The 18,630-nt window shown below is 71.2% G+C and carries 17 protein-coding genes; all 17 read left to right on the forward strand.

The genetic code is table 11. The features are described from left to right. Positions 1–82: 82 nt before the first annotated feature. The 17 genes from B4915_RS07470 (at position 83) to B4915_RS07550 (ending at position 18,537) form a co-directional block, all read left to right on the forward strand. Positions 83–610 carry a thioredoxin family protein gene (locus B4915_RS07470; protein WP_181158491.1) on the forward strand — a complete coding sequence of 176 codons (528 nt, stop codon included), beginning with the start codon at positions 83–85 and terminating at the stop codon, positions 608–610. Next, the gene (locus B4915_RS07475) at positions 607–1,188 is read left to right on the forward strand and encodes a DUF4395 family protein (RefSeq protein ID WP_105805193.1); all 582 of its coding nucleotides are present in this window, start codon (positions 607–609) and stop codon (positions 1,186–1,188) included. Before B4915_RS07470 ends, B4915_RS07475 begins: the two co-directional genes overlap by 4 nt. A 68-nt stretch (positions 1,189–1,256) precedes the next feature. Beyond that, a complete protein-coding gene (locus B4915_RS07480; RefSeq protein ID WP_105805194.1) occupies positions 1,257–2,642 on the forward strand; it encodes a M16 family metallopeptidase in 1,386 nt (461 codons plus the stop codon). A 45-nt stretch (positions 2,643–2,687) separates the two neighbouring features. Next, on the forward strand, positions 2,688–3,419 hold the full coding sequence (gene dapB / locus B4915_RS07485; protein WP_105805195.1) for a 4-hydroxy-tetrahydrodipicolinate reductase: 732 nt from the start codon (positions 2,688–2,690) through the stop codon (positions 3,417–3,419). After that, positions 3,416–3,898: a hypothetical protein gene (locus tag B4915_RS07490; RefSeq protein WP_181158492.1), complete on the forward strand. Its 483-nt coding sequence runs from the start codon at positions 3,416–3,418 to the stop codon at positions 3,896–3,898. The genes dapB and B4915_RS07490 overlap by 4 nt, the downstream gene beginning before the upstream one ends. 202 nt (positions 3,899–4,100) lie before the next feature. After that, positions 4,101–5,699 (forward strand): APC family permease, encoded by a 1,599-nt coding sequence (locus tag B4915_RS07495; RefSeq protein WP_105805196.1) that lies wholly within the window; start codon positions 4,101–4,103, stop codon positions 5,697–5,699. Between the two features lie 65 nt (positions 5,700–5,764). Continuing rightward, complete coding sequence (locus B4915_RS07500; protein ID WP_105805197.1) at positions 5,765–6,574, forward strand: thymidylate synthase; 810 nt, start codon at positions 5,765–5,767, stop codon at positions 6,572–6,574. A 15-nt stretch (positions 6,575–6,589) separates the two neighbouring features. Continuing rightward, positions 6,590–7,087, forward strand: coding sequence for a dihydrofolate reductase (locus tag B4915_RS07505; protein ID WP_105805198.1), 498 nt, complete (start codon positions 6,590–6,592; stop codon positions 7,085–7,087). Positions 7,088–7,171: 84 nt separating this feature from the next. Next, on the forward strand, positions 7,172–8,149 hold the full coding sequence (gene dapA / locus B4915_RS07510; RefSeq protein ID WP_105805199.1) for a 4-hydroxy-tetrahydrodipicolinate synthase: 978 nt from the start codon (positions 7,172–7,174) through the stop codon (positions 8,147–8,149). Positions 8,150–8,252: 103 nt separating this feature from the next. Beyond that, entirely contained in the window at positions 8,253–9,929 is a 1,677-nt protein-coding gene (locus tag B4915_RS07515; protein ID WP_105805200.1) for a ribonuclease J, read from the forward strand. A 3-nt stretch (positions 9,930–9,932) separates the two neighbouring features. Next, the gene (locus B4915_RS07520; protein ID WP_105805201.1) at positions 9,933–11,135 is read left to right on the forward strand and encodes a lipid II:glycine glycyltransferase FemX; all 1,203 of its coding nucleotides are present in this window, start codon (positions 9,933–9,935) and stop codon (positions 11,133–11,135) included. Beyond that, positions 11,135–12,754: a murein biosynthesis integral membrane protein MurJ gene (murJ, locus tag B4915_RS07525; protein WP_105805202.1), complete on the forward strand. Its 1,620-nt coding sequence runs from the start codon at positions 11,135–11,137 to the stop codon at positions 12,752–12,754. Before B4915_RS07520 ends, murJ begins: the two co-directional genes overlap by 1 nt. Further along, complete coding sequence (locus B4915_RS07530; RefSeq protein ID WP_105805203.1) at positions 12,751–13,782, forward strand: lipid II:glycine glycyltransferase FemX; 1,032 nt, start codon at positions 12,751–12,753, stop codon at positions 13,780–13,782. Before murJ ends, B4915_RS07530 begins: the two co-directional genes overlap by 4 nt. A 197-nt stretch (positions 13,783–13,979) precedes the next feature. Beyond that, positions 13,980–16,892, forward strand: coding sequence for a DNA translocase FtsK (locus tag B4915_RS07535; RefSeq protein WP_105805204.1), 2,913 nt, complete (start codon positions 13,980–13,982; stop codon positions 16,890–16,892). Between the two features lie 4 nt (positions 16,893–16,896). After that, on the forward strand, positions 16,897–17,502 hold the full coding sequence (pgsA, locus tag B4915_RS07540) for a CDP-diacylglycerol--glycerol-3-phosphate 3-phosphatidyltransferase (RefSeq protein ID WP_105805205.1): 606 nt from the start codon (positions 16,897–16,899) through the stop codon (positions 17,500–17,502). Further along, positions 17,499–18,050, forward strand: a complete 552-nt coding sequence (locus tag B4915_RS07545) for a CinA family protein (protein WP_105805206.1) — start codon at positions 17,499–17,501, stop codon at positions 18,048–18,050. The genes pgsA and B4915_RS07545 overlap by 4 nt, the downstream gene beginning before the upstream one ends. 166 nt (positions 18,051–18,216) lie before the next feature. Next, positions 18,217–18,537 (forward strand): helix-turn-helix domain-containing protein, encoded by a 321-nt coding sequence (locus tag B4915_RS07550; RefSeq protein ID WP_105805207.1) that lies wholly within the window; start codon positions 18,217–18,219, stop codon positions 18,535–18,537. Positions 18,538–18,630 lie beyond the last annotated feature (93 nt).

Below are 18,630 nucleotides of genomic sequence, written 5' to 3' on the forward strand. Positions count from 1 at the left end.
CGAAGCGAGATGCGACATGCGGCGTCATATCCGGGCGACGAGAACGACGCTCGACGCATTCGGGGGCATAATGGGTCGCATTATGAATCCTGTGGTCGTTGCGCTGATCCTGCTCGGACTGGTGGCGTTCGCATCGGCGCTCGGCGTCGTGCTCCGCCGGACCCAGACCCGCGTGCGACGGCTGGCGCCGCAGACTGCCCCGGGTCGCCGGGACGGTGACGGAGGCGGGGTTCCGCGCGCCACGAGCGGGCCGGATCCCGTCGTCCCCGCTGAGCTCGCGGCCGCCGGGGAGCCCGCGCCGCGCTTCGGCGAGCAGCTCACGGTGCTGCAGTTCAGCACGGAGAGCTGCGCGCGCTGCCCCGGCACCGCCCGGGTGCTCGCCGCGGCCGTGGCCGAGCGCGACGGGGCCGCCCATGTCGAGATCGACGTGACCCGCCGGGACGAGCTCATCGCGCGGTTCTCGATCATGCGCACCCCCACGCTGCTCGTGCTCGACGCGGACGGCCGCCCGCTGACGCGGGTTTCGGGGCCCGTCGGCACCGCGCAGGCCCGTGCCCTGCTCGACGAACACCTCGCCGCGCCGCACGCCCTCGAAGGGAGCCGGAGATGACCGACCGTTCGACCGCTGCCGCAGGCCGCACTGGCCCTCGGAGCGGGGGCCAGGCGCCGGCGACGAAGACCCCGCCCGCCGACGCCGTCGATCCGCGCGGCCCGCGTTTCGCCGCCGCCATCACCGCGACGCTGCTCTTCGCCGCCGTCGCCCTGGCGCTGCTGACGGGCACCGCGACGGACCCTGCCGCGCTCGCCGCCCTGAGCCCGCTGCAGCGCCTCGTCGAGCCGGCTTCCCTGCTGCTGCTCGTGCTCTTCGCGCTCTTCGTCTGGGGCGCCGCGGCCGGCGTGAAACGGCATCCTTTCGGGCTGATCTTCGCCCGGCTCGTGCGTCCCCGGCTCGCACCGCCGGCTGAGTTCGAGGCCGCGGCGCCGCCCACCTTCGCGCAGGGCGTCGGGGCGGTCGTCACCGGTGCGGGTCTCGCGCTGCACCTCGCCGGGGTGCCCTGGGCGCTGCCCGTCGCCGCGGCCGCCGCCTTCATCGCGGCGTTCCTCAACGCCGCCTTCGCCTTCTGCCTCGGCTGCGAGCTCTACCTGCTGCTGCGCCGCGCCCGCCTCGCGGGCCGCGCCGCCCGCTGACCCGGCGCGGTCCGTCGCCCGGCGGGGGAGCCAGTGGGCGCACAGGCGGGCGGCGATAGTGTGAGGGGATGCGCGAACCGATCCTGCTGCCCCTCGATCTCCCCGAGCTCGACGTCGACCTGAGCGGCGGCCAGGTCCGGCGCACCGTCCACCCGAGCGGCCTGCGCGTGCTCACCGAGCGCATGCCCGGCGCGCGCAGCGCCTCCATCGGCTTCTGGGTGGGCGTCGGCTCCCGCGACGAGCAGGCCGAGCGCGACGACGCTCCCGGAAGCCTCGGGTCCACGCACTTCCTCGAGCACCTGCTGTTCAAGGGCACGCCCACGCGCGACGCCTACGCGATCGCCACCAGCTTCGACCGCATCGGCGCCGAGCACAACGCGCTCACCGCCAAGGAGTACACCTGCTACTACGCGAAGGTGCGCGACGCCGACCTCGAAGACGCCGTCACCGTGCTCGCCGACATGGTCACCAACTCGGTGCTCGACCCCGGCGAGTTCGAGACCGAGCGGGGCGTGATCCTCGAGGAGCTCGCGATGGCCGCAGACGACCTCGGCGACGTCGCCAACGAGCGTTTCTTCGAGGCGGTGCTGGGGGAGCACCCGCTCGGCCGACCCATCGGCGGCAACCCCGAGACCATCCGCGCCGCCAGGCGCGACGACGTCGAGCTGCACTACCGCGAGCGCTACGATCCGTCCACGCTGGTGATCACTGCGGCGGGCGCCGTCGATCACGACCGTCTCGTCGCCCAGGTCCTCGCGGCGCTGCAGCTGGCGCCCGACGAGCGCTGGCGCACGGACCGCAGCGCCGAACCCGCGCGCCGCGTCCAGCGGCTCGACGACGCCGCGGCCACGGAAGCGGTGTCCGCCGGGCAGGACGCGGCCGCCCCCGCCCTGCACCTCACCGACCGGCCCTCGGAGCAGCTGAACCTGATGATCGGCACGCGCGGCCTGTGCTCGGCCGACCCTCGGCGCTTCGCCTTCGGGGTGATGAACTCCGTGCTCGGCGGCGGCATGTCGAGCCGGCTCTTCCAGGAGATCCGCGAGAAGCGCGGCCTCGCCTACACCGCCTACTCCTTCGGAGCGAGCTACTCGGACGGCGGCGTCTTCGGCATCTACGCCGGGACCGCGCCCGAGAAGGCGTCCGAGGTGATCGAGCTCGCCCGGCTCGAACTTGAACGGGTCGCCGCAGAGGGCATCACCGAGGAGGAGCGCGAGCGCGCGCTCGGGCAGATCGCCGGCTCCTCCGCGCTCGCGCTCGAGGACTCCGACACGCGGATGGGCCGTCTCGCCCGGGCGGAACTCGGCAGCGGCGAACTCTACGACCTCGACGCCTCGCTCGAACGCTTCGCCGCGGTCACCGCCGAGGAGATCCGGGAGATCGCGGGCGTGCTCGCCGCGCGGCCGCTCACCGTGGTCGGGGTCGGAGAGCTCGGCCGCTCCGGCCTCTCCGCCTGAGGCGCCTCCCCGAGGGCCCCGGGCGCCGTGCCCTAGGCTGGACGCATGTCTGTGAGTGTTGCGGTGGCCGGGGCCACCGGCCGGCTCGGACGCCTCGTCTGCGAGGTCGTCGAGGAGCACCCCGGGTTCGAACTCGTCGCGCGCCTCACGAGCGCCTCGGGGCCGGAGGAGGGAGCCGGTGCCGGGATCCTCGTCGACGTGAGCCACCCGGACGCCTCACCCGGCATCGTCGAGCGCGCGATCGGCCGGGGCCAGAAGGTGATCGTCGGCACGAGCGGCTGGTCGGCCGATCGCCTCGCGCGGATCGAACAGCGGATCGCGGCCACCCCGGGTGCGGGCGTCATCGTCGTGCCGAACTTCTCGCTCGGCTCGGTGCTGGGCACGGCACTCGCCGCGCTCGCCGCCCGCTACTTCGACGCCATCGAGGTCATCGAAGCCCACCACCCCGGCAAGGTCGACTCGCCGAGCGGCACCGCGGTGCGCACCGCGGAGCTCATGGCCGAGGCGCGCGCCGGGCGTCCCGTCGAGGCCCCCTTCGCCGAGCAGCCCGCGCGCGGCGAGCTGGTGGCCGGGATCCCCGTGCACAGCCTGCGGCTCGCGGGCGTCGTCGCGAAGCAGGAGGTGCGCTTCGGCGGAGCCGGCGAAGTGCTCACGATCACGCACGACACGCACTCGAACGAGGCCTACCGGGCGGGGATCCGGGCCGCGCTCGAAGCCGCTGAGGCGCAGCGGGGGCTCACCGTCGGCCTCGACCGCGTGCTGGGGATCGGCGCGTGACGCCGCGCCTCCGGGCGATCCTCGGCGTCGCGATCATGAGCGCGCTGCTGGCGCTCTATTTCGTATTCGCGGGTGTCCTCGCGTTCACGCTGCTCGCGAGCGGCGAGGCGCTGGCGGTCGTGATGGGGGCCGCGCTGCTCGTCCTCCCGCTCATCGGGGTCTGGGCCCTGGTGCGTGAGCTGCGATTCGGCGTGCAGTCGACGCGGCTCGCCGACCGGCTCGAAGCCGAGGGCCGCATGCCCGACGAGCCCGTCGCCACGCACCCCTCCGGACGGGCGATGCGGGAAGATGCGGAGGCCGCCTTCCCCCGCTACCGGGCGGAGGCCGAGGCGGAGCCGGAGGCGTGGCAGAGCTGGTTGCGCCTCGGCATCGTGTACGACGCGTGCGGGGACCGGCGTCGCGCACGAGCCGCGATCCGCGAGGCGATCGCGCGGGAGCGCGCGGAGCGCCGCGCAGCCGACGGCGCGCGGGAACTCTGACGGCGCCGAAGGCTCGGGTGCCGGTGCGGGCGCCGGTGCGGGCGCCGGCTGAAGATTCTGCGGCCGGTTAGGTGCTCACCGCACCCCCGGCCTACAATCATCGGCGGACGATCGTCGCTGGGGGTCCGTATGACCCCCACGGGGGAACGCGAGATCGCGATGCGCAACGGGCGGCTTCGCCGGGGAAAGCTACGGGAAACACATGACCAAATACGACCTGACGTCCCCGGAACCGGCGACGCGCACCCTCGACTCCGTCACAGGTATCAGCAAGAAGGGGCTTCCCTCCGGCACCGTCGGCGTGCTGGGAGCGCTGGTGATCGGGCTGTCGGTCTGCGCCCCCGCCTACACCCTCACCGCCGCCGTCGGCCCGGCCGCCAGTGAGGTGGGCTACCAGACGCCCGCGATCTTCCTCATGGGCTTCATCCCGATGCTGCTGGTGGCGCTCGGCTACCGCGCCCTGAACTCGGCGATGCCCGACTCCGGGACCTCCTTCACCTGGGCCACCCGCACCTTCGGCCCGTGGATCGGCTGGATGGCGGGCTGGGGCCTCATCGCGGCCACCGTGCTCGTGCTCTCGAATCTCGCGGGCATCGCCGTCGAGTTCCTGTTCCAGTCGATCAGCATCGCCGTGGGGGATCCCGCGATCGCGGAGATCGCCTCGAACCGCCTCATCAACATCGTCGTGTGCCTCGGCTTCATGGCCGTCGCGACGGTCATCTCCTACCGCGGCATGACCTCCACGAAGGTGTTCCAGTACATCACCGTGATCTTCCAGATGGCGGTGCTCGTGTGGTTCATCATCGCGATGTTCGTGGGCGCCGGCGATCCCGCCAACACCGAGGGCAAGCTGCCCGAGCTGTCCTGGTTCAACCCGCTCGAGGTGGACAGCTTCAGCGCCTTCGCCGCCGGCATCGCCGTCTCCATCTTCGTCTACTGGGGCTGGGACACCGTGCTCACCATGGGCGAGGAGACGAAGCCCTCCAAGGGCCGCCTCTCGACCGAGAGCAAGGCCGCGATGATCCTCGTGCTCATCCTCGTCGTGCTCTACGTGGGCACCGCGGCCGCCACGGTCGCCTTCGCCGGCCTGGGCGACGGTCCCACGGGTCTCAACAACCCCGACATCGCCGAGAACGTCTTCGCGGCCCTCGCTCACCCGGTGATGGGTCCGGCAGCGATCCTGCTCTCCATCGCGATCCTCGTCAGCGCGATGGCCTCGATCAACTCGACCGCGATCTCGCCCGCGCGCACCCTGCTCGCCATGTCGCACTACGGGGCGCTGCCGAAGTCCATGAAGCGGATCCACCCGAAGTACAAGTCGCCCTACGTCGCGCTGCTGTGGTCCTCGATCATCGCCTCGGCGTTCTACGCCGTGATGCGCTTCATCAGCGAGGACGTGCTGTGGGACACGATCACGGCGCTCGGCATGATGGTCTGCTTCTACTACGGGATCACGGCCCTCGCGAGCCCGTGGTACTTCCGCAAGACGGCGTTCCGCGAGGGCCTGGGCGCCGGCCTCTCGAAGATCGTGCTGCCGCTCATCGGCGGCGTCCTGCTGCTCATCGTCTTCGTGCAGACCACGATCGACAGCATGGATCCGGCCTTCGGCTCGGGCAGCAACATCGGCGGCGTCGGCCTCGTGGGCATCATCGGCGTGGTGGTGCTGGGTCTCGGCGTGGTGCTCATGCTGATCTACTCGCGCATCGCTCCTGACTTCTTCCGCGGGCGCGTGCTGGCCAAGGCCGACGCGAGCAGCGACACCTCTGCCGTGGAGCTCTTCGACGACGGGCTCGGCAGCTAGGGTGTGGCGGGCCGCCTCGGGCCCGCGCGCCGGATCGCGCGGGCTCGGAAGGTAGACTCGAGGGTGTGAGTGCGAACGCGATCCCGACCCCCTACGAAGAACTGCTCCGCGAGGTCTACGAGCACGGAGCGGCGAAATCCGACCGCACCGGCACCGGCACCCGCAGCCTCTTCGGACGTCAGATCCGCTACGACCTCTCAGAGTCGTTCCCGCTGATCACCACGAAGCGGGTGCACTTCAAGTCGGTGGCGATCGAGCTGCTGTGGTTCCTGCGCGGGGAGAGCAACACGGCCTTCCTGAAGGAGCACGACGTCACGATCTGGGACGAGTGGGAGGACGAGCAGGGCGAGCTCGGCCCCGTCTACGGGGTGCAGTGGCGCTCGTGGCCGGCGCCGAACGGCGAGCACATCGACCAGATCGCGAAGGTGGTCGATCAGCTGCGCGACACGCCCGACTCCCGGCGCATCATCGTGTCGGCGTGGAACGTCGCCGAACTGGATCAGATGGCCCTGGCGCCGTGCCACGCCTTCTTCCAGTTCTACGTGGCCGACGGCAAGCTCTCGTGCCAGCTCTATCAGCGCTCGGCGGACATGTTCCTCGGCGTCCCGTTCAACATCGCCAGCTACGCGCTGCTCACGCTCATGCTCGCGCAGCAGACGGGCCTGGAGCCCGGTGAGTTCGTCTGGACGGGCGGCGACTGCCACATCTACGACAACCACGTGGAGCAGGTCGAACGGCAGCTCGCACGTGCCCCGTACCCCTACCCGCGCATCGAGATCCGCAAGGCCGCCTCGATCTTCGACTACACCCTCGAGGATTTCGAGCTGCTCGATTACCAGCACCACCCGGGTATCAAGGCCCCGGTGGCGGTCTAGGCTGCGGGCGCGCTCATGCGCATCGGGATGATCTGGGCCGAGGCCCGCGGCGGCGCGATCGGCCGCGGCGGGGAGATGCCCTGGCATCTGCCGGAGGATCTGGCGCACTTCCGCCGCGTCACGAGCGGCGCGCCGGTGATCATGGGCCGGCGCACCTGGGAATCCCTGCCGGAGCGCTTCCGGCCGCTGCCCGGCCGCGAGAACGTGATCGTCACGAGTGATGCGGCCCTCGCGGCGCCCGGAGCGGAGATCGCGCGCTCCCTCGACGGCGCGCTCGGAGTGGTCCGGGATCGCGGGGCCGAGCGCGCCTGGATCATCGGCGGCGGGCAGCTCTACCGTGCCGCCATGCCGCTCGCCGCGGAGCTCTCGGTGACCCGCATCGAGCTCGACGTGCCCGACGCCGACACCTTCGCGCCCGAGATCCCCGGGGCCTTCGCTCACGTCGAGGAGAGCGAGGAAGCGCGCTCGGCCACCGGTCTCCGGTATCGCTTCCAGCGCTGGACGCGCGACTGAGGGAGCCCCCGGCACCGCGCGGGCTTCGCGGCTCCGTCGCGGACGCGAAGCGGTCTTTGCGGGGGAGTCCGGTAGCCTAGTGAGGTGGCAAACCAGGAGAACCCCTTCGGTCAGGTGCTCGTCGCCCTCGTCACGCCGTTCCAGGCGGACGGCGAGGTCGACTGGGCCGCGACCGAGCAGCACATCGACGACTGCATCGCGAGCGGAGCCGACGGCATCGTGGTCACCGGCACCACCGGCGAGACCTCGACGCTGACCGACCCCGAGAAGATCAAGCTGGTCGAGGTCGCGAAGTCGGTGTCCGGGGGCCGGGCGAAGGTCATCACCGGTGGCGGATCCAACGAGACCGCGCACGCCATCGAGCTCTACAAGGCCAGCGAGAAGGCCGGGGCGGACGGCGTCATGATCGTCACCCCCTACTACAACAAGCCCACGCAGGCGGGCCTGCTCACCCACTTCCGCATGGTCGCCGACGCGACCGAGCTGCCCGTCATCCTCTACGACATCCCCGGCCGCACCGGCGTCCCCATCACCTACGAGACGATCCTGCGCCTCGCGAAGCACCCGAACATCCTCGCCGTGAAGGACGCCAAGGGCGACTTCAGCGAGGTCAGCCGGGTGCTCAACCAGACCGATCTCATGTACTTCTCCGGCGACGACGCGAATGTGCTGCCGCACCTCGCCATCGGGGCGACCGGCCTCATCGGCGTCACCGCGAACATCGCCGCCGCCCCCTACCGCGCGATCATCGACGCCGTCAATGCCGGCGATCTGCGCACGGCGCGCGACATGCACCAGCGGCTGGAGCCGCTCGTGCGGGCCGTGATGACCCACGTGCCGGGCACGGTCGCCGCCAAGTACATCCTGCACGGGCTGGGCCGCATCGGCAGCCCCCGCGTGCGTCTGCCGCTCGTCGGACCCGAAGAGTGGGAGGCGGCCCTCATCGAGGACGAACTCGCGCTCGTCGGCGACGTGCCCGGCATCGAGCTCTCCAACTTCAGGCCGGACCGCAACGCGGCTGCCGGCGGTGCCCTGCCGAAGATCGCAGGCACCACCCGCTAACAATGAAACCGCCGTGCAGCTCGGGAGCAGGGGAGGGGATCGGGGCCGTCGGGCCGCACGATCCCTGGCCCACGCCCCGGCGCTGCCGGCGGGGAAAGAACACATGACGAATCCTCCCTACGCCCCGCCCGCGCTCGAACCGGGCACCCTTCGCATCACGCCGCTCGGCGGTCTCGGAGAGGTCGGCCGCAACATGACCGTCTACGAGATCGACGGCAAGCTGCTGATCGTCGACTGCGGCGTGCTCTTCCCCGAGGTCCAGCACCCCGGGGTCGACCTGATCCTGCCCGACATCACCAAGATCGAGGACCGCCTCGGCGACATCGTCGCGGTCGTGCTCACCCACGGGCACGAGGACCACATCGGCGGCGTGCCCTACCTGCTGAAGATGCGGGAGGACATCCCCCTCGTCGGTTCCAAGCTCACCCTCGCCTTCGTCGAGGCGAAGCTCAAGGAGCACCGGATCCGCCCCGTCACGCGCGTCGTCGCCGAGGGTGACCGCGTGGAGTACGGCCCCTTCGACCTGGAGTTCGTCGCCGTCAACCACTCCATCCCCGATGCGCTCGCGGTCGCGATCCGCACCGAGGCCGGCCTGGTCATCGGCACCGGCGACTTCAAGATGGACCAGCTTCCCCTCGACGGGCGCATCACCGATCTGCGCGCCTTCGCGAAGCTCGGTGAGGAGGGCGTCGACCTCTTCATGACCGACTCCACGAACGCCGACGTGCCCGGCTTCACGCCGCTGGAGAAGGACATCGGCCCCGTCATCGAGCAGGTCATCGCGAAGACGCCGGGCAAGGTCGTCGTCGCCAGCTTCTCCAGCCACGTCCACCGCGTGCAGCAGGTGCTCGACGCCGCCCAGGCCAACGGGCGACGGGTCGTGCTGCTCGGCCGCTCCATGGTGCGCAACATGAAGATCGCCTCGGACCTCGGCTATCTCGACGTGCCCGAGGGAGTCCTGGTCGACCTGAAGAAGAGCGGGGACATCCCCGACCACCGCATCGTCTACATGTCGACCGGATCCCAGGGCGAGCCGATGGCCGTGCTCAGCCGCATGGTCAATCGCGAGCACCAGGTCGAGGTGGGCACGGGCGACACGGTCATCCTCGCCTCCAGCCTGATCCCCGGCAACGAGACCTCCGTCTACCGGGTGATCGACGGTCTCATCAAGCTCGGCGCGCACGTCGTGCACAAGGGCAACGCGAAGGTGCACGTCTCCGGGCACGCCGCCGCGGGCGAGCTGCTCTACTGCTACAACATCGTGCGCCCCAGGAACGTCATGCCCATCCACGGCGAGTACCGCATGCTCGTCGCCAACGCGGCGCTCGCCATCGAGACGGGCGTGCCGCAGAACCGCACCGTCATCGCCGAGAACGGCACCGTGGTCGACCTCGCCGGCGGGGTCGCGCGTGCGGTCGGCCAGCTCGACACCGAGTTCATCTACGTCGACGGCAAGAGCGTCGGCCGGGTCACCGACGACGACCTCCGCGACCGCCGCACGCTCGCGGAGGAGGGCTTCATCTCGGTGATCACCGTGGTCGAGCCCACCACCGCGCACATCGTCTCCGGCCCCGACATCCACGCCAAGGGCGTCGCCGAGGAGGCGCAGGTCTTCGAGAAGATCAAGCCGCAGATCGCCGACGCCCTGGAGGCCGCCATGAAGGACGGCGTCACCGATCATCACCAGCTGCAGCAGATCACGCGCCGCACGGTGGGCCGCTGGGTCGGCACGAAACTGCGCCGCAAGGCGATGATCGTGCCCGTCGTGGTGGTGGTGTAGCGAGTGCCGGGATCCCGCTCGGGGGCAGGCTCGCCGGGGGCGCAGGCCCCGGGCGGGGCTCGCGCGCGCCTCGCGAGCGCGGGGGAGGCGTCCCGCTGGGACGCGCTCGTCGCGGCGAACCCCGGCGGCGGCGAGGTCTGGATGGGCGATGCCTATCTCTCGCTGAAGCGACGCGAGGGGCGATACCGCGACTATCGCGTGATCGTCGAGCGTGACGGGCTGCCGCCGGTCGCGGTCGGGGTGCTCGCGAAGCGCGTGCCGCTCCTGGGGGAGTGGTGGCATCTGCCCGCAGGCCCGGCCGGTGAGGACGTCGAGGCGGTGCTGGAGCTCGCCTCGGCGGTGGCGCGCCTGGCGCGATCCCGGGGTGCGTTCCTGCTGAAGATCGAGCCGCGCCTCGATCCCTCCGCCCGCGACGCGATCCACGCCGCGGGCTACCGCGACACGGTCCGGATCATCCCGAACCCCTCCACGGTGCTCGTCGAGCTGGGGGATCCCCGCGATCCCGGCAGCGAGGCAGGCCTCGGCTCCGGCGAGGGATCCGGCCCCGATTCCCGCCTCGACGACGCCGAGCTGCTGCGGCGGCTCGGCAAGAAGGCCCGGAACGCGATCACCCGCGCCGGGCGCGACGGCATCGTGGCGGAGCGGGTGCCCGCCACCGACGCCAACTGCGCCGCGCTCTTCGGGCTGCTGAGCGAGACCGCCGAGGGGCGCTTCGTGCTGCGCAGCGAGCGCTACTACCGGGAGTTCTGGCAGTCCTTCGAAGCGGCGGGGGCCGGGCAGATGTTCCTGGCCTACCGGGTGGGGGACGGCCGCGACGGCGGCGAGGGGTCGCGGGAGCTCGTTGCCGGGGCCTTCGCGATGGCGCTCGGCGAGAAGACCACCTACAAGGACGGCGCCTCGATACGGGCCAAGACCGCCTACGGCGCCTCGCACGCGCTGCAGTGGGAGGTGATCCGCTGGGCCCGGGATCGCGGTGCGCGCGTGCACGACCTGTGCGGTGCACCCCCCGCGGACCGCGCCGACGACCGCGAGCACCCCCTCTTCGGGGTGGGGCAGTTCAAGCGCTCGTTCTCGCCGGAGATCACCGACTACGCCGGAGCCTTCGATCTGCCGCTGCGCCCCGCCGCCTACGCGTTCTGGGTGCGGCTGGGCGACCGGATCGCGCGCCGCGCCTCGCTGGCGCTGCAGAAGGATCCGTACTACTGATGGCATCGGGAATCATGCGCGCGAGCGCGGTCATGGCCTCGGGGACGATGGTCTCCCGGGTGCTCGGACTGGTGAAGGCGATCCTGCTCGCCTACGCCATCGGCTCCGTCGGCTCGCAGTCGGCCGACGCGTTCCAGAACGGCAACCTGCTGCCCAACACGCTCTACATGATCCTGCTCGGCGGCATGCTGAACGCCGTGCTCGTGCCGCAGATCGTGAAGGCCGCGCAGAACCCCGACGGCGGCGCCGGATACATCAACCGGATCCTCACGCTGATCTCGGTCGGGATGTTCGCGATCACCGCGATCGCGATGCTCGCCGCGCCCTGGATCGTGTGGGCCACGGCGCTCGCGTGGCCGCCGGAGCAGCTGGCGCTCGCCACCGCGTTCGCCTACTGGTGCCTGCCGCAGATCGTCTTCTACGGCCTCTACACGGTGCTCGGCGAGGTGCTGAACGCACGCAGCGTCTTCGGGCCGTTCACCTGGGCGCCCGTGCTCAACAACGTGATCGCGATCGCCGGCATCGTGGTGTTCATGCTCATGTTCGGGAGCGACCCGACGGGGGAGGCGCGCACCACCCTCGACTGGAACGCCGCCTCGATCGCGGTGCTCGCCGGCAGTGCCACACTGGGGGTGGCCGCGCAGGCGCTCATCCTGTTCGTCTCCTGGCGGAAGGCGGGGCTGCGCTACCGTCCCGACTTCCGGTGGCGCGGCATGGGGCTCGGCGCGACCGCCCGCATCGCCGCCTGGAGCCTCGCGACGATCGCGGTGATGCAGCTGGGCGGCTTCATCACGAACAACATCGTGGCGACGGGATCGGGTGCCGGGCCCTCGACGAGCGCGATGGCGAACGTCTGGCTGATCTTCATGATGCCGCACTCGGTGATCGCGGTGTCGCTGGCCACCGCCTACTTCACGCGGCTCTCCGAGTGGGGGCAGAGCGGCCGGATGGGCGAGTTCATCGCCGATTTCTCGGCTTCGGCCCGGCAGATCGCCCTCGTGATGGTCTTCGCCGCCGTCGCGCTCTTCGCCGCGGCGCCGTTCGTGGCGCGCATCATCAACTTCGGCGCCACGCCGCTCCAGGTCGAGCAGTTCGCGGAGGCGCTGCAGGGGTACGTCATCAGCCTCGCCGCCTACAGCTTCCTGTTCATGGTGCAGCGCGCCTTCTACGCGCTCTCCGACACGCGCACCCCCTTCCTCTTCACCTCCGTGCAGATGGGATTGGTCGTGGCGCTGTCGCTGCTGCTCCTCCTCGCGCCACCGGCCCGGGTGGGCATGCTCTTCGCGCTCGTCTGGTCGTTCGCGACGATCGTGCAGGCCGTGCTCGCGACGTGGCTGCTGCGCCGGAAGATCGGGGCGATCGACGGGCGCCGGATCTCACAGAGCCTCGTGAAGTTCGTGCTGGCCGCCATCCCGGCCCTGCTCGCCGGCCTCCTCGTCGGCTGGCTGCTCCGGCTGGCCGTGCCGGGCTTCGACGCGATCGTCGCCATCCCCTTCGCGCTCGCCGTCGCCGCCGTCTCGGGGGCCGTGTACGCCGTGCTCCTCGCGCTGCTGCGGTCGCCCGAGCTCGGCGAGCTGACCGCCTTCGTCTCCCGCAAACTCGGAAGGAACCGCACGTGACCCTCACCGTGACCCCCTGCGCAGATCGCGCCGAGTGGGACGCCACCGTTCGATCCCTCGGCGGCCACCCGCTGCAGCTCTGGGGGTGGGGCGAGCTGAAGTCGGCGCACCGCTGGAGCGCGGAGCGGGTCCTGGTGCGCTCGGGATCGGATGTCTCGGCGCCCGTGGTCGGCGCCTGTCAGCTGCTCACCCGCGCCCTTCCCGGCCCGCTCGGCGGGTTCGTGTATGCGCCGCGCGGGCCGGTGGTGCTGCGCTCGGAGGCCGACCCTTCGCGTCTGGCCGAGGCGCCTGGCGCGGGCGCGGTGGCGGATGCGGTGGCGGACTACGTGCTCGGATCCCGGCGCGCGGTCGCCGTGTCGATCGAGCCGGACGAGCCGGCGGGGACCTTCCCGCTCGACGGGCGGTGGCGGGAGGCGAAGACGCCCGTGCTCCCGGCGCGGACCCTGATCCTCGACCTCCGCCGCAGCGAGGAGGAGCTGCTCGCGGACATGTCGAAGAAGCACCGGCAGTACGTGCGCAAGGCCGGCCGCGAGGAGGCCCTGTCGATCCGCCCCGTCGAGTCGATCGAGCAGCTCGACGCGTGCCTGGAGGTGTACCGCGAGACCAGCGAGCGGGCCGACTTCGGGCTGCACGAGGACTCCTACTACCACGACGCCTTCACCATGCTCGGTGACGACGCGCCCGTGTGGGCCGCCTACGTCGAGGAGCGGCCCGTCGCGTTCCTGTTCATGGCGAAGTCGGCGCGCACCGCCTTCGAGCTGTACGGCGGCATGAACGAGACCGGTCAGCGGCTGCGGGCCAACTACGCGCTCAAGTGGCACGTCATCCGGCAGATGCGGGAGCTCGGGATCGAGCGCTACGACTTCGGCGGGCTCATCAACGACGGCGTGACCACCTTCAAGAAGGGCTGGGCCTCGCACGAAGATCTGCTGGCGGGATCCTGGGATCGGCCGGGTTCCGGCTACACGCTGTGGACGGAGGGCCTGCCGCTCGCCAAGAAGGTGGTCCGCGCGCTGCGTCGGCGCTGAGCCGGCCGCTTCCCGGCGAGCGCACGTTCCGGCCGCTTCCCGGCTCCGGTCCCGTTCCGGCCGCTTCCCGGCTCCGGCCCCGTTCCGGCCGCTTCCCGGCTCCAGCCGTGCGCCGCCGCCCGGCTGGAGCACCGTCGAATCGCCCCGGCTCGGAGCGTCACCTCGCGAATGTCGGAGGGCGCACGTACCCTCGTAGCATGGCCAGCAAAGCTTCACCGCGCGAAAAATCGGGCAAGACCGCGGCACGGGGAACCCGTTCCACGGCCACCCGGTCGACCGCGAAGACGCGCGTGCTCGCCGAGCCCGAGCCCACGGACGGCGTGATCGTCCGCGCCTGGAACGGGCTTTCGCACGCCGTCGGCGGTGCCGCGCGAGCCTTCCGCGTCGAACCGCTCGCCCCGGAGGACCGGCGCGACGGCATCCCCATGCTGCTCGTGCTGCTGGCCGTGGTGGGCGCGGTGGTCGAGTGGTTCTTCATCGGCCAGCCGGTGGCCGTGCAGCTCGACGCCTGGACCTTCGGCGGTCTGTTCGGGCGGGTCGCCTTCGGCCTGCCCATCATCATGGCCGGCTTCGCCCTGTGGCTCTTCAACCACCCGTCGAGCGTCAACGACAACCGGCGGATCGCGATCGGGCTCTTCCTCGCGGTCACGAGCATCGCGGGTCTGAGCCACGTGTACGGCGGGCAGCCGGTGCCGCGCGAGGGCATGCCCGCGCTCGCGGAGGCGGGCGGGCTGCTCGGCTGGATGATCGGCACGCCGCTGCTGGCCCTCACGATCTGGGCGGCGGTCCCGGTGCTCTCGCTGCTGCTCGCGCTCTCGGTGCTGATCGTCACCAAGACGCCTCCGGGGAGGATCCTCCGGCGGCTGCGCGAGGCCTATGACTTCCTCTTCGGCGTGGTCGATCGCCCGGAGCCCGCGCCTGCTCAGGAGCAGGCGGAGAGCAAGAAGCCGCGCCGCGGGAAGAAGCGCGAGGACGACGCGCTGTTCGACCTGGAGGACCAGGAGCCCGAGGGCGGCTCGCTCCCGTGGTGGCGGCGGACGGAGACCGGCCGGGAGGAGGACCCCGCCTACGCCGGCGACCGTGCCGGGCTCGATTCCGCGCTCGGCGGCGCGCAGGAGCCCGCTGATGGCGCCTTCGAGTCGGCGCTGACCCCCGACCCGGCCACCGACGTCTTCCCCTCCGATCTCTTCGACGAGCTGGACCAGGCGGAGGCCGCCGTGCAGGCCGCCGGGACGCCGCGCGCCTCCGGGCTCGGCGACGACTCGTGGGACGCCGCTGCGGAGCCTGCCGAGGAGGTGCCCCGCGCGGCAGAGCCGGCGCAGACCACGCCGTTCGCGGTCGCGCCTCCCCACGACCCCTCGGCGAGCCGCGCCGAATACCGGCTGCCCGATCAGTCCGCGCTGTCGGCCGGTGACGCGCCGAAGGCCCACACCGAGGCCAACGATCAGATCATGGCGGCGCTGGCGCGCGTTTTCGCGGAGTTCAAGGTCGATGCGCAGGTCACCGGCTTCTCCCGCGGTCCCACGGTCACCCAGTACGAGGTGGAGCTGGGCCCCGGCGTGAAGGTCGAGAAGGTCACGGCGCTCTCGAAGAACCTCTCCTATGCGGTGGCCTCGAACGAGGTGCGCATCCTCTCGCCGATCCCCGGCAAGAGCGCCATCGGCATCGAGATTCCCAACAAGGATCGCGAGAACGTGGCGCTCGGCGACGTGCTGCGCTCGAACAAGGCGCAGCGCAGCACCCACCCGATGACGATCGGCGTCGGCAAGGACGTGAAGGGCGGCTTCGTCGTGGCCAACCTCGCGAAGATGCCGCACCTGCTCGTCGCGGGCGCCACCGGCTCGGGCAAGTCGAGCTTCATCAACTCGATGATCACGAGCATCCTCATGCGGGCCACGCCCGCCGAGGTGCGGATGGTGCTCGTCGATCCGAAGCGCGTCGAGCTCACGGTCTATCAGGGGGTGCCCCATCTGATCACCCCCATCATCACGAACCCGAAGAAGGCCGCTGAGGCCCTCCAGTGGGTCGTGAAGGAGATGGACATGCGCTACGACGATCTGGCGAGCTTCGGCTTCCGTCACATCGACGACTTCAACGAGGCGGTGCGATCCGGCTCCATCGTGCTTCCGGAGGGAAGCCAGCGCGTGCTCAAGCCCTACCCGTACCTCCTCGTCGTCGTCGACGAGCTCGCGGACCTCATGCTCGTCGCCCCGCGCGACGTCGAGGACTCGATCCAGCGCATCACCCAGCTCGCCCGCGCCGCAGGAATCCACCTGGTCCTCGCTACGCAGCGTCCCTCGGTGAACGTGGTGACGGGCGTGATCAAGTCGAATGTGCCGAGCCGTTACGCCTTCGCGGTGGCCTCCGGGACCGACTCGCGCGTCATCCTCGACGAGGTCGGCGCCGAGCGGCTCATCGGCCAGGGCGACGGGCTGCTGCTGCTCAACGGCGAATCGACGCCCATGCGCGTGCAGGGCGCGTGGGTGAACGAGGCCGAGATCGCCCAGGTGGTCTCGCACGTGAAGGCGCAGGCGCAGCCGGAGTATCGTGCCGATGTGGCGCAGTCCGCGGAGAAGAAGGAGATCGACGAGGACATCGGCGACGACCTCGAGGTGCTGCTCGCCGCGATCGATCTCGTGGTCACGTCCCAGTTCGGTTCGACCTCGATGCTGCAGCGCAAGCTGCGCGTCGGCTTCGCGAAGGCGGGGCGCCTCATGGACCTCATGGAGTCGCGCGACATCGTCGGTCCCTCCGAGGGCTCGAAGGCGCGCGATGTGCTCGTCACCCCTGAGCAGCTGCCCGAGGTGCTGGCCCGGATCAAGGGCGGTTCTGCGGCCCCGGCGCCCTTCGCGGCTCCCGCAGCCGCGCAAGCGCCGTCTGCAGCAGCACCGGCGACGCCGGCGCCGCAGGCGGCGGCCGGCCCGGTGAGCGGCGGCGAGCAGGCCACCGACGTGATCGAGCCTCTCGGGGCGGACAGCCCCACGGATGCCTTCGACGGCGGTTTCGGCGACGATCGCTACGACGATCCCATCGCGCGTCATCAAGACGCGCTGGAGGAGGTCGACGGCGACGGCGACGAGGACGCGTGGCAGCTGACGGGACGGGACTGACGCCGTGAGCCTTCCTGGAGCGAGCGCGCCCCGAGCCAAGCCGAGCAACTGGAACGCGCCGAACCTCATCACGATCGCGCGGATGGTCGCGACGCCGTTCTTCGTCTGGATGCTGCTGGCCGACGACGGGCGGAACGGGCCCTGGCGCTGGGCGGCGGCTGCGTTCTTCGTCGTCGCGATCGCCACCGACGCGTGGGACGGCTACCTCGCGCGTTCGCGCGGCCTGATCACCGATCTCGGCAAGCTGCTCGATCCGATCGCGGACAAGCTGCTCACCGGGGCGGCCCTCGTCGCGCTCTCCGTCCTGGGCGAGCTGCCGTGGTGGGTGACGATCGTCGTACTGGTGCGGGAGATCGGGATCACCGTCCACCGCCTGATGGTCGCCCGCGACGTCGTCGTGGCGGCGGCGTGGATGGGCAAGCTGAAGACGGTGGCGCAGTCGGTCGCGATCACGCTCGCGCTGCTCCCGCTGGCAAGCGTGCTCGGCTCTGCGGCCCCGCTCGCCGTATGGGCGAACATCGTGACGATGACGGCGGCCGTGCTGCTCACGATCCTGAGCGGCATCGACTATGTGCTCGCCTTCGCGCGGGCGGGGAAGGGAAGGCGATGAGCGAACTCGGAGTCAGTGACGACGCCTACCGCGCTGCTGCCGCGGCGGCCATCGAGTGGGCCGCCTCGCGGGGGCTGCGCATCGCCACCGCCGAGTCGCTGACGGGCGGGCTGCTCGCCGACGCGCTGGTGACGGTACCCGGCGCCTCACGCTCGTTCTCGGGCGGGGTCGTGGCCTACGACACGGCTCTGAAGCACAGCATGCTCGGCGTCGACGCCGACCGCCTGCGCGAGACGGGCCCCGTGGACGAGGAGGTCGCGCGGCAGATGGCCGCCGGCGTGCGCGCCGCCTGCGCGCTGCCCGGTGAGGGGGAGGAGGATCCCCGCCCCGCCGAGCTCGGCATTGCGACCACCGGTGTGGCCGGGCCGGACCCCGACCCCCAGACGGGCGAACCGGCGGGCACCGTGTGGATCGGACTGAGCTCCGAAGCCCGCACCTTCGCGCGCTTGTTCCACTTCTCCGGCGATCGCGATGAGATCAGGGAAGCCAGCGTCCGGGCCGCCGTCGAACTGCTCGCCGCCGAAGTATCCGCGCTCCTGGATAGTTGAGTCGACCCGGCTCAGGTTCAGCGAAATATCAGGAATACCGCCGCTCTCGCCGGGGTTACTCTCAGTGACGCCCGTCAGACTGGACGGTGTCCCCGCAGCGGCACTCCCGCCGGTGAGCGGGTATGGTGGACGCACGAGGGGTTCGTGCGAGTGAAGGAGGGCCCACATGGTGCTGATGCGTCAGGAGATCGGCGATGTGCTGCGGGACTTCCGGTTGCAGAAGGGCCGCACGCTCCGTCAGGTCGCCGGTGAGGCGAGCGTCGCGCTCGGGTATCTGAGCGAGGTCGAGCGCGGGCAGAAGGAAGCGTCGAGCGAGATCCTCGCCGCCGTGGCGGACGCCCTCGACACGCCGCTCTCGGTGATCATGGGCGAGGTGAGCGAGCGTCTCGCCGTGGTCGAGGGGCTCACGATGCCGCTCGGCGACCGGGTGCCCGACACGGTTCCCGCGGAACTCGTCTCGGGGTACGCCACCGAGCTGGTGTCGTAGGGCGGTGCACGTCCCGCGCGTGAACGGCGGCGGCCGCTCGGCGGCGCCGCGATCAGGGCGCTCGATCCTCCGGGATGCGGGCGCCCTTCCGCT

This window comes from Leucobacter massiliensis, from assembly GCF_002982315.1.
GTDB classification, from domain to species: Bacteria; Actinomycetota; Actinomycetes; order Actinomycetales; family Microbacteriaceae; genus Leucobacter; species Leucobacter massiliensis.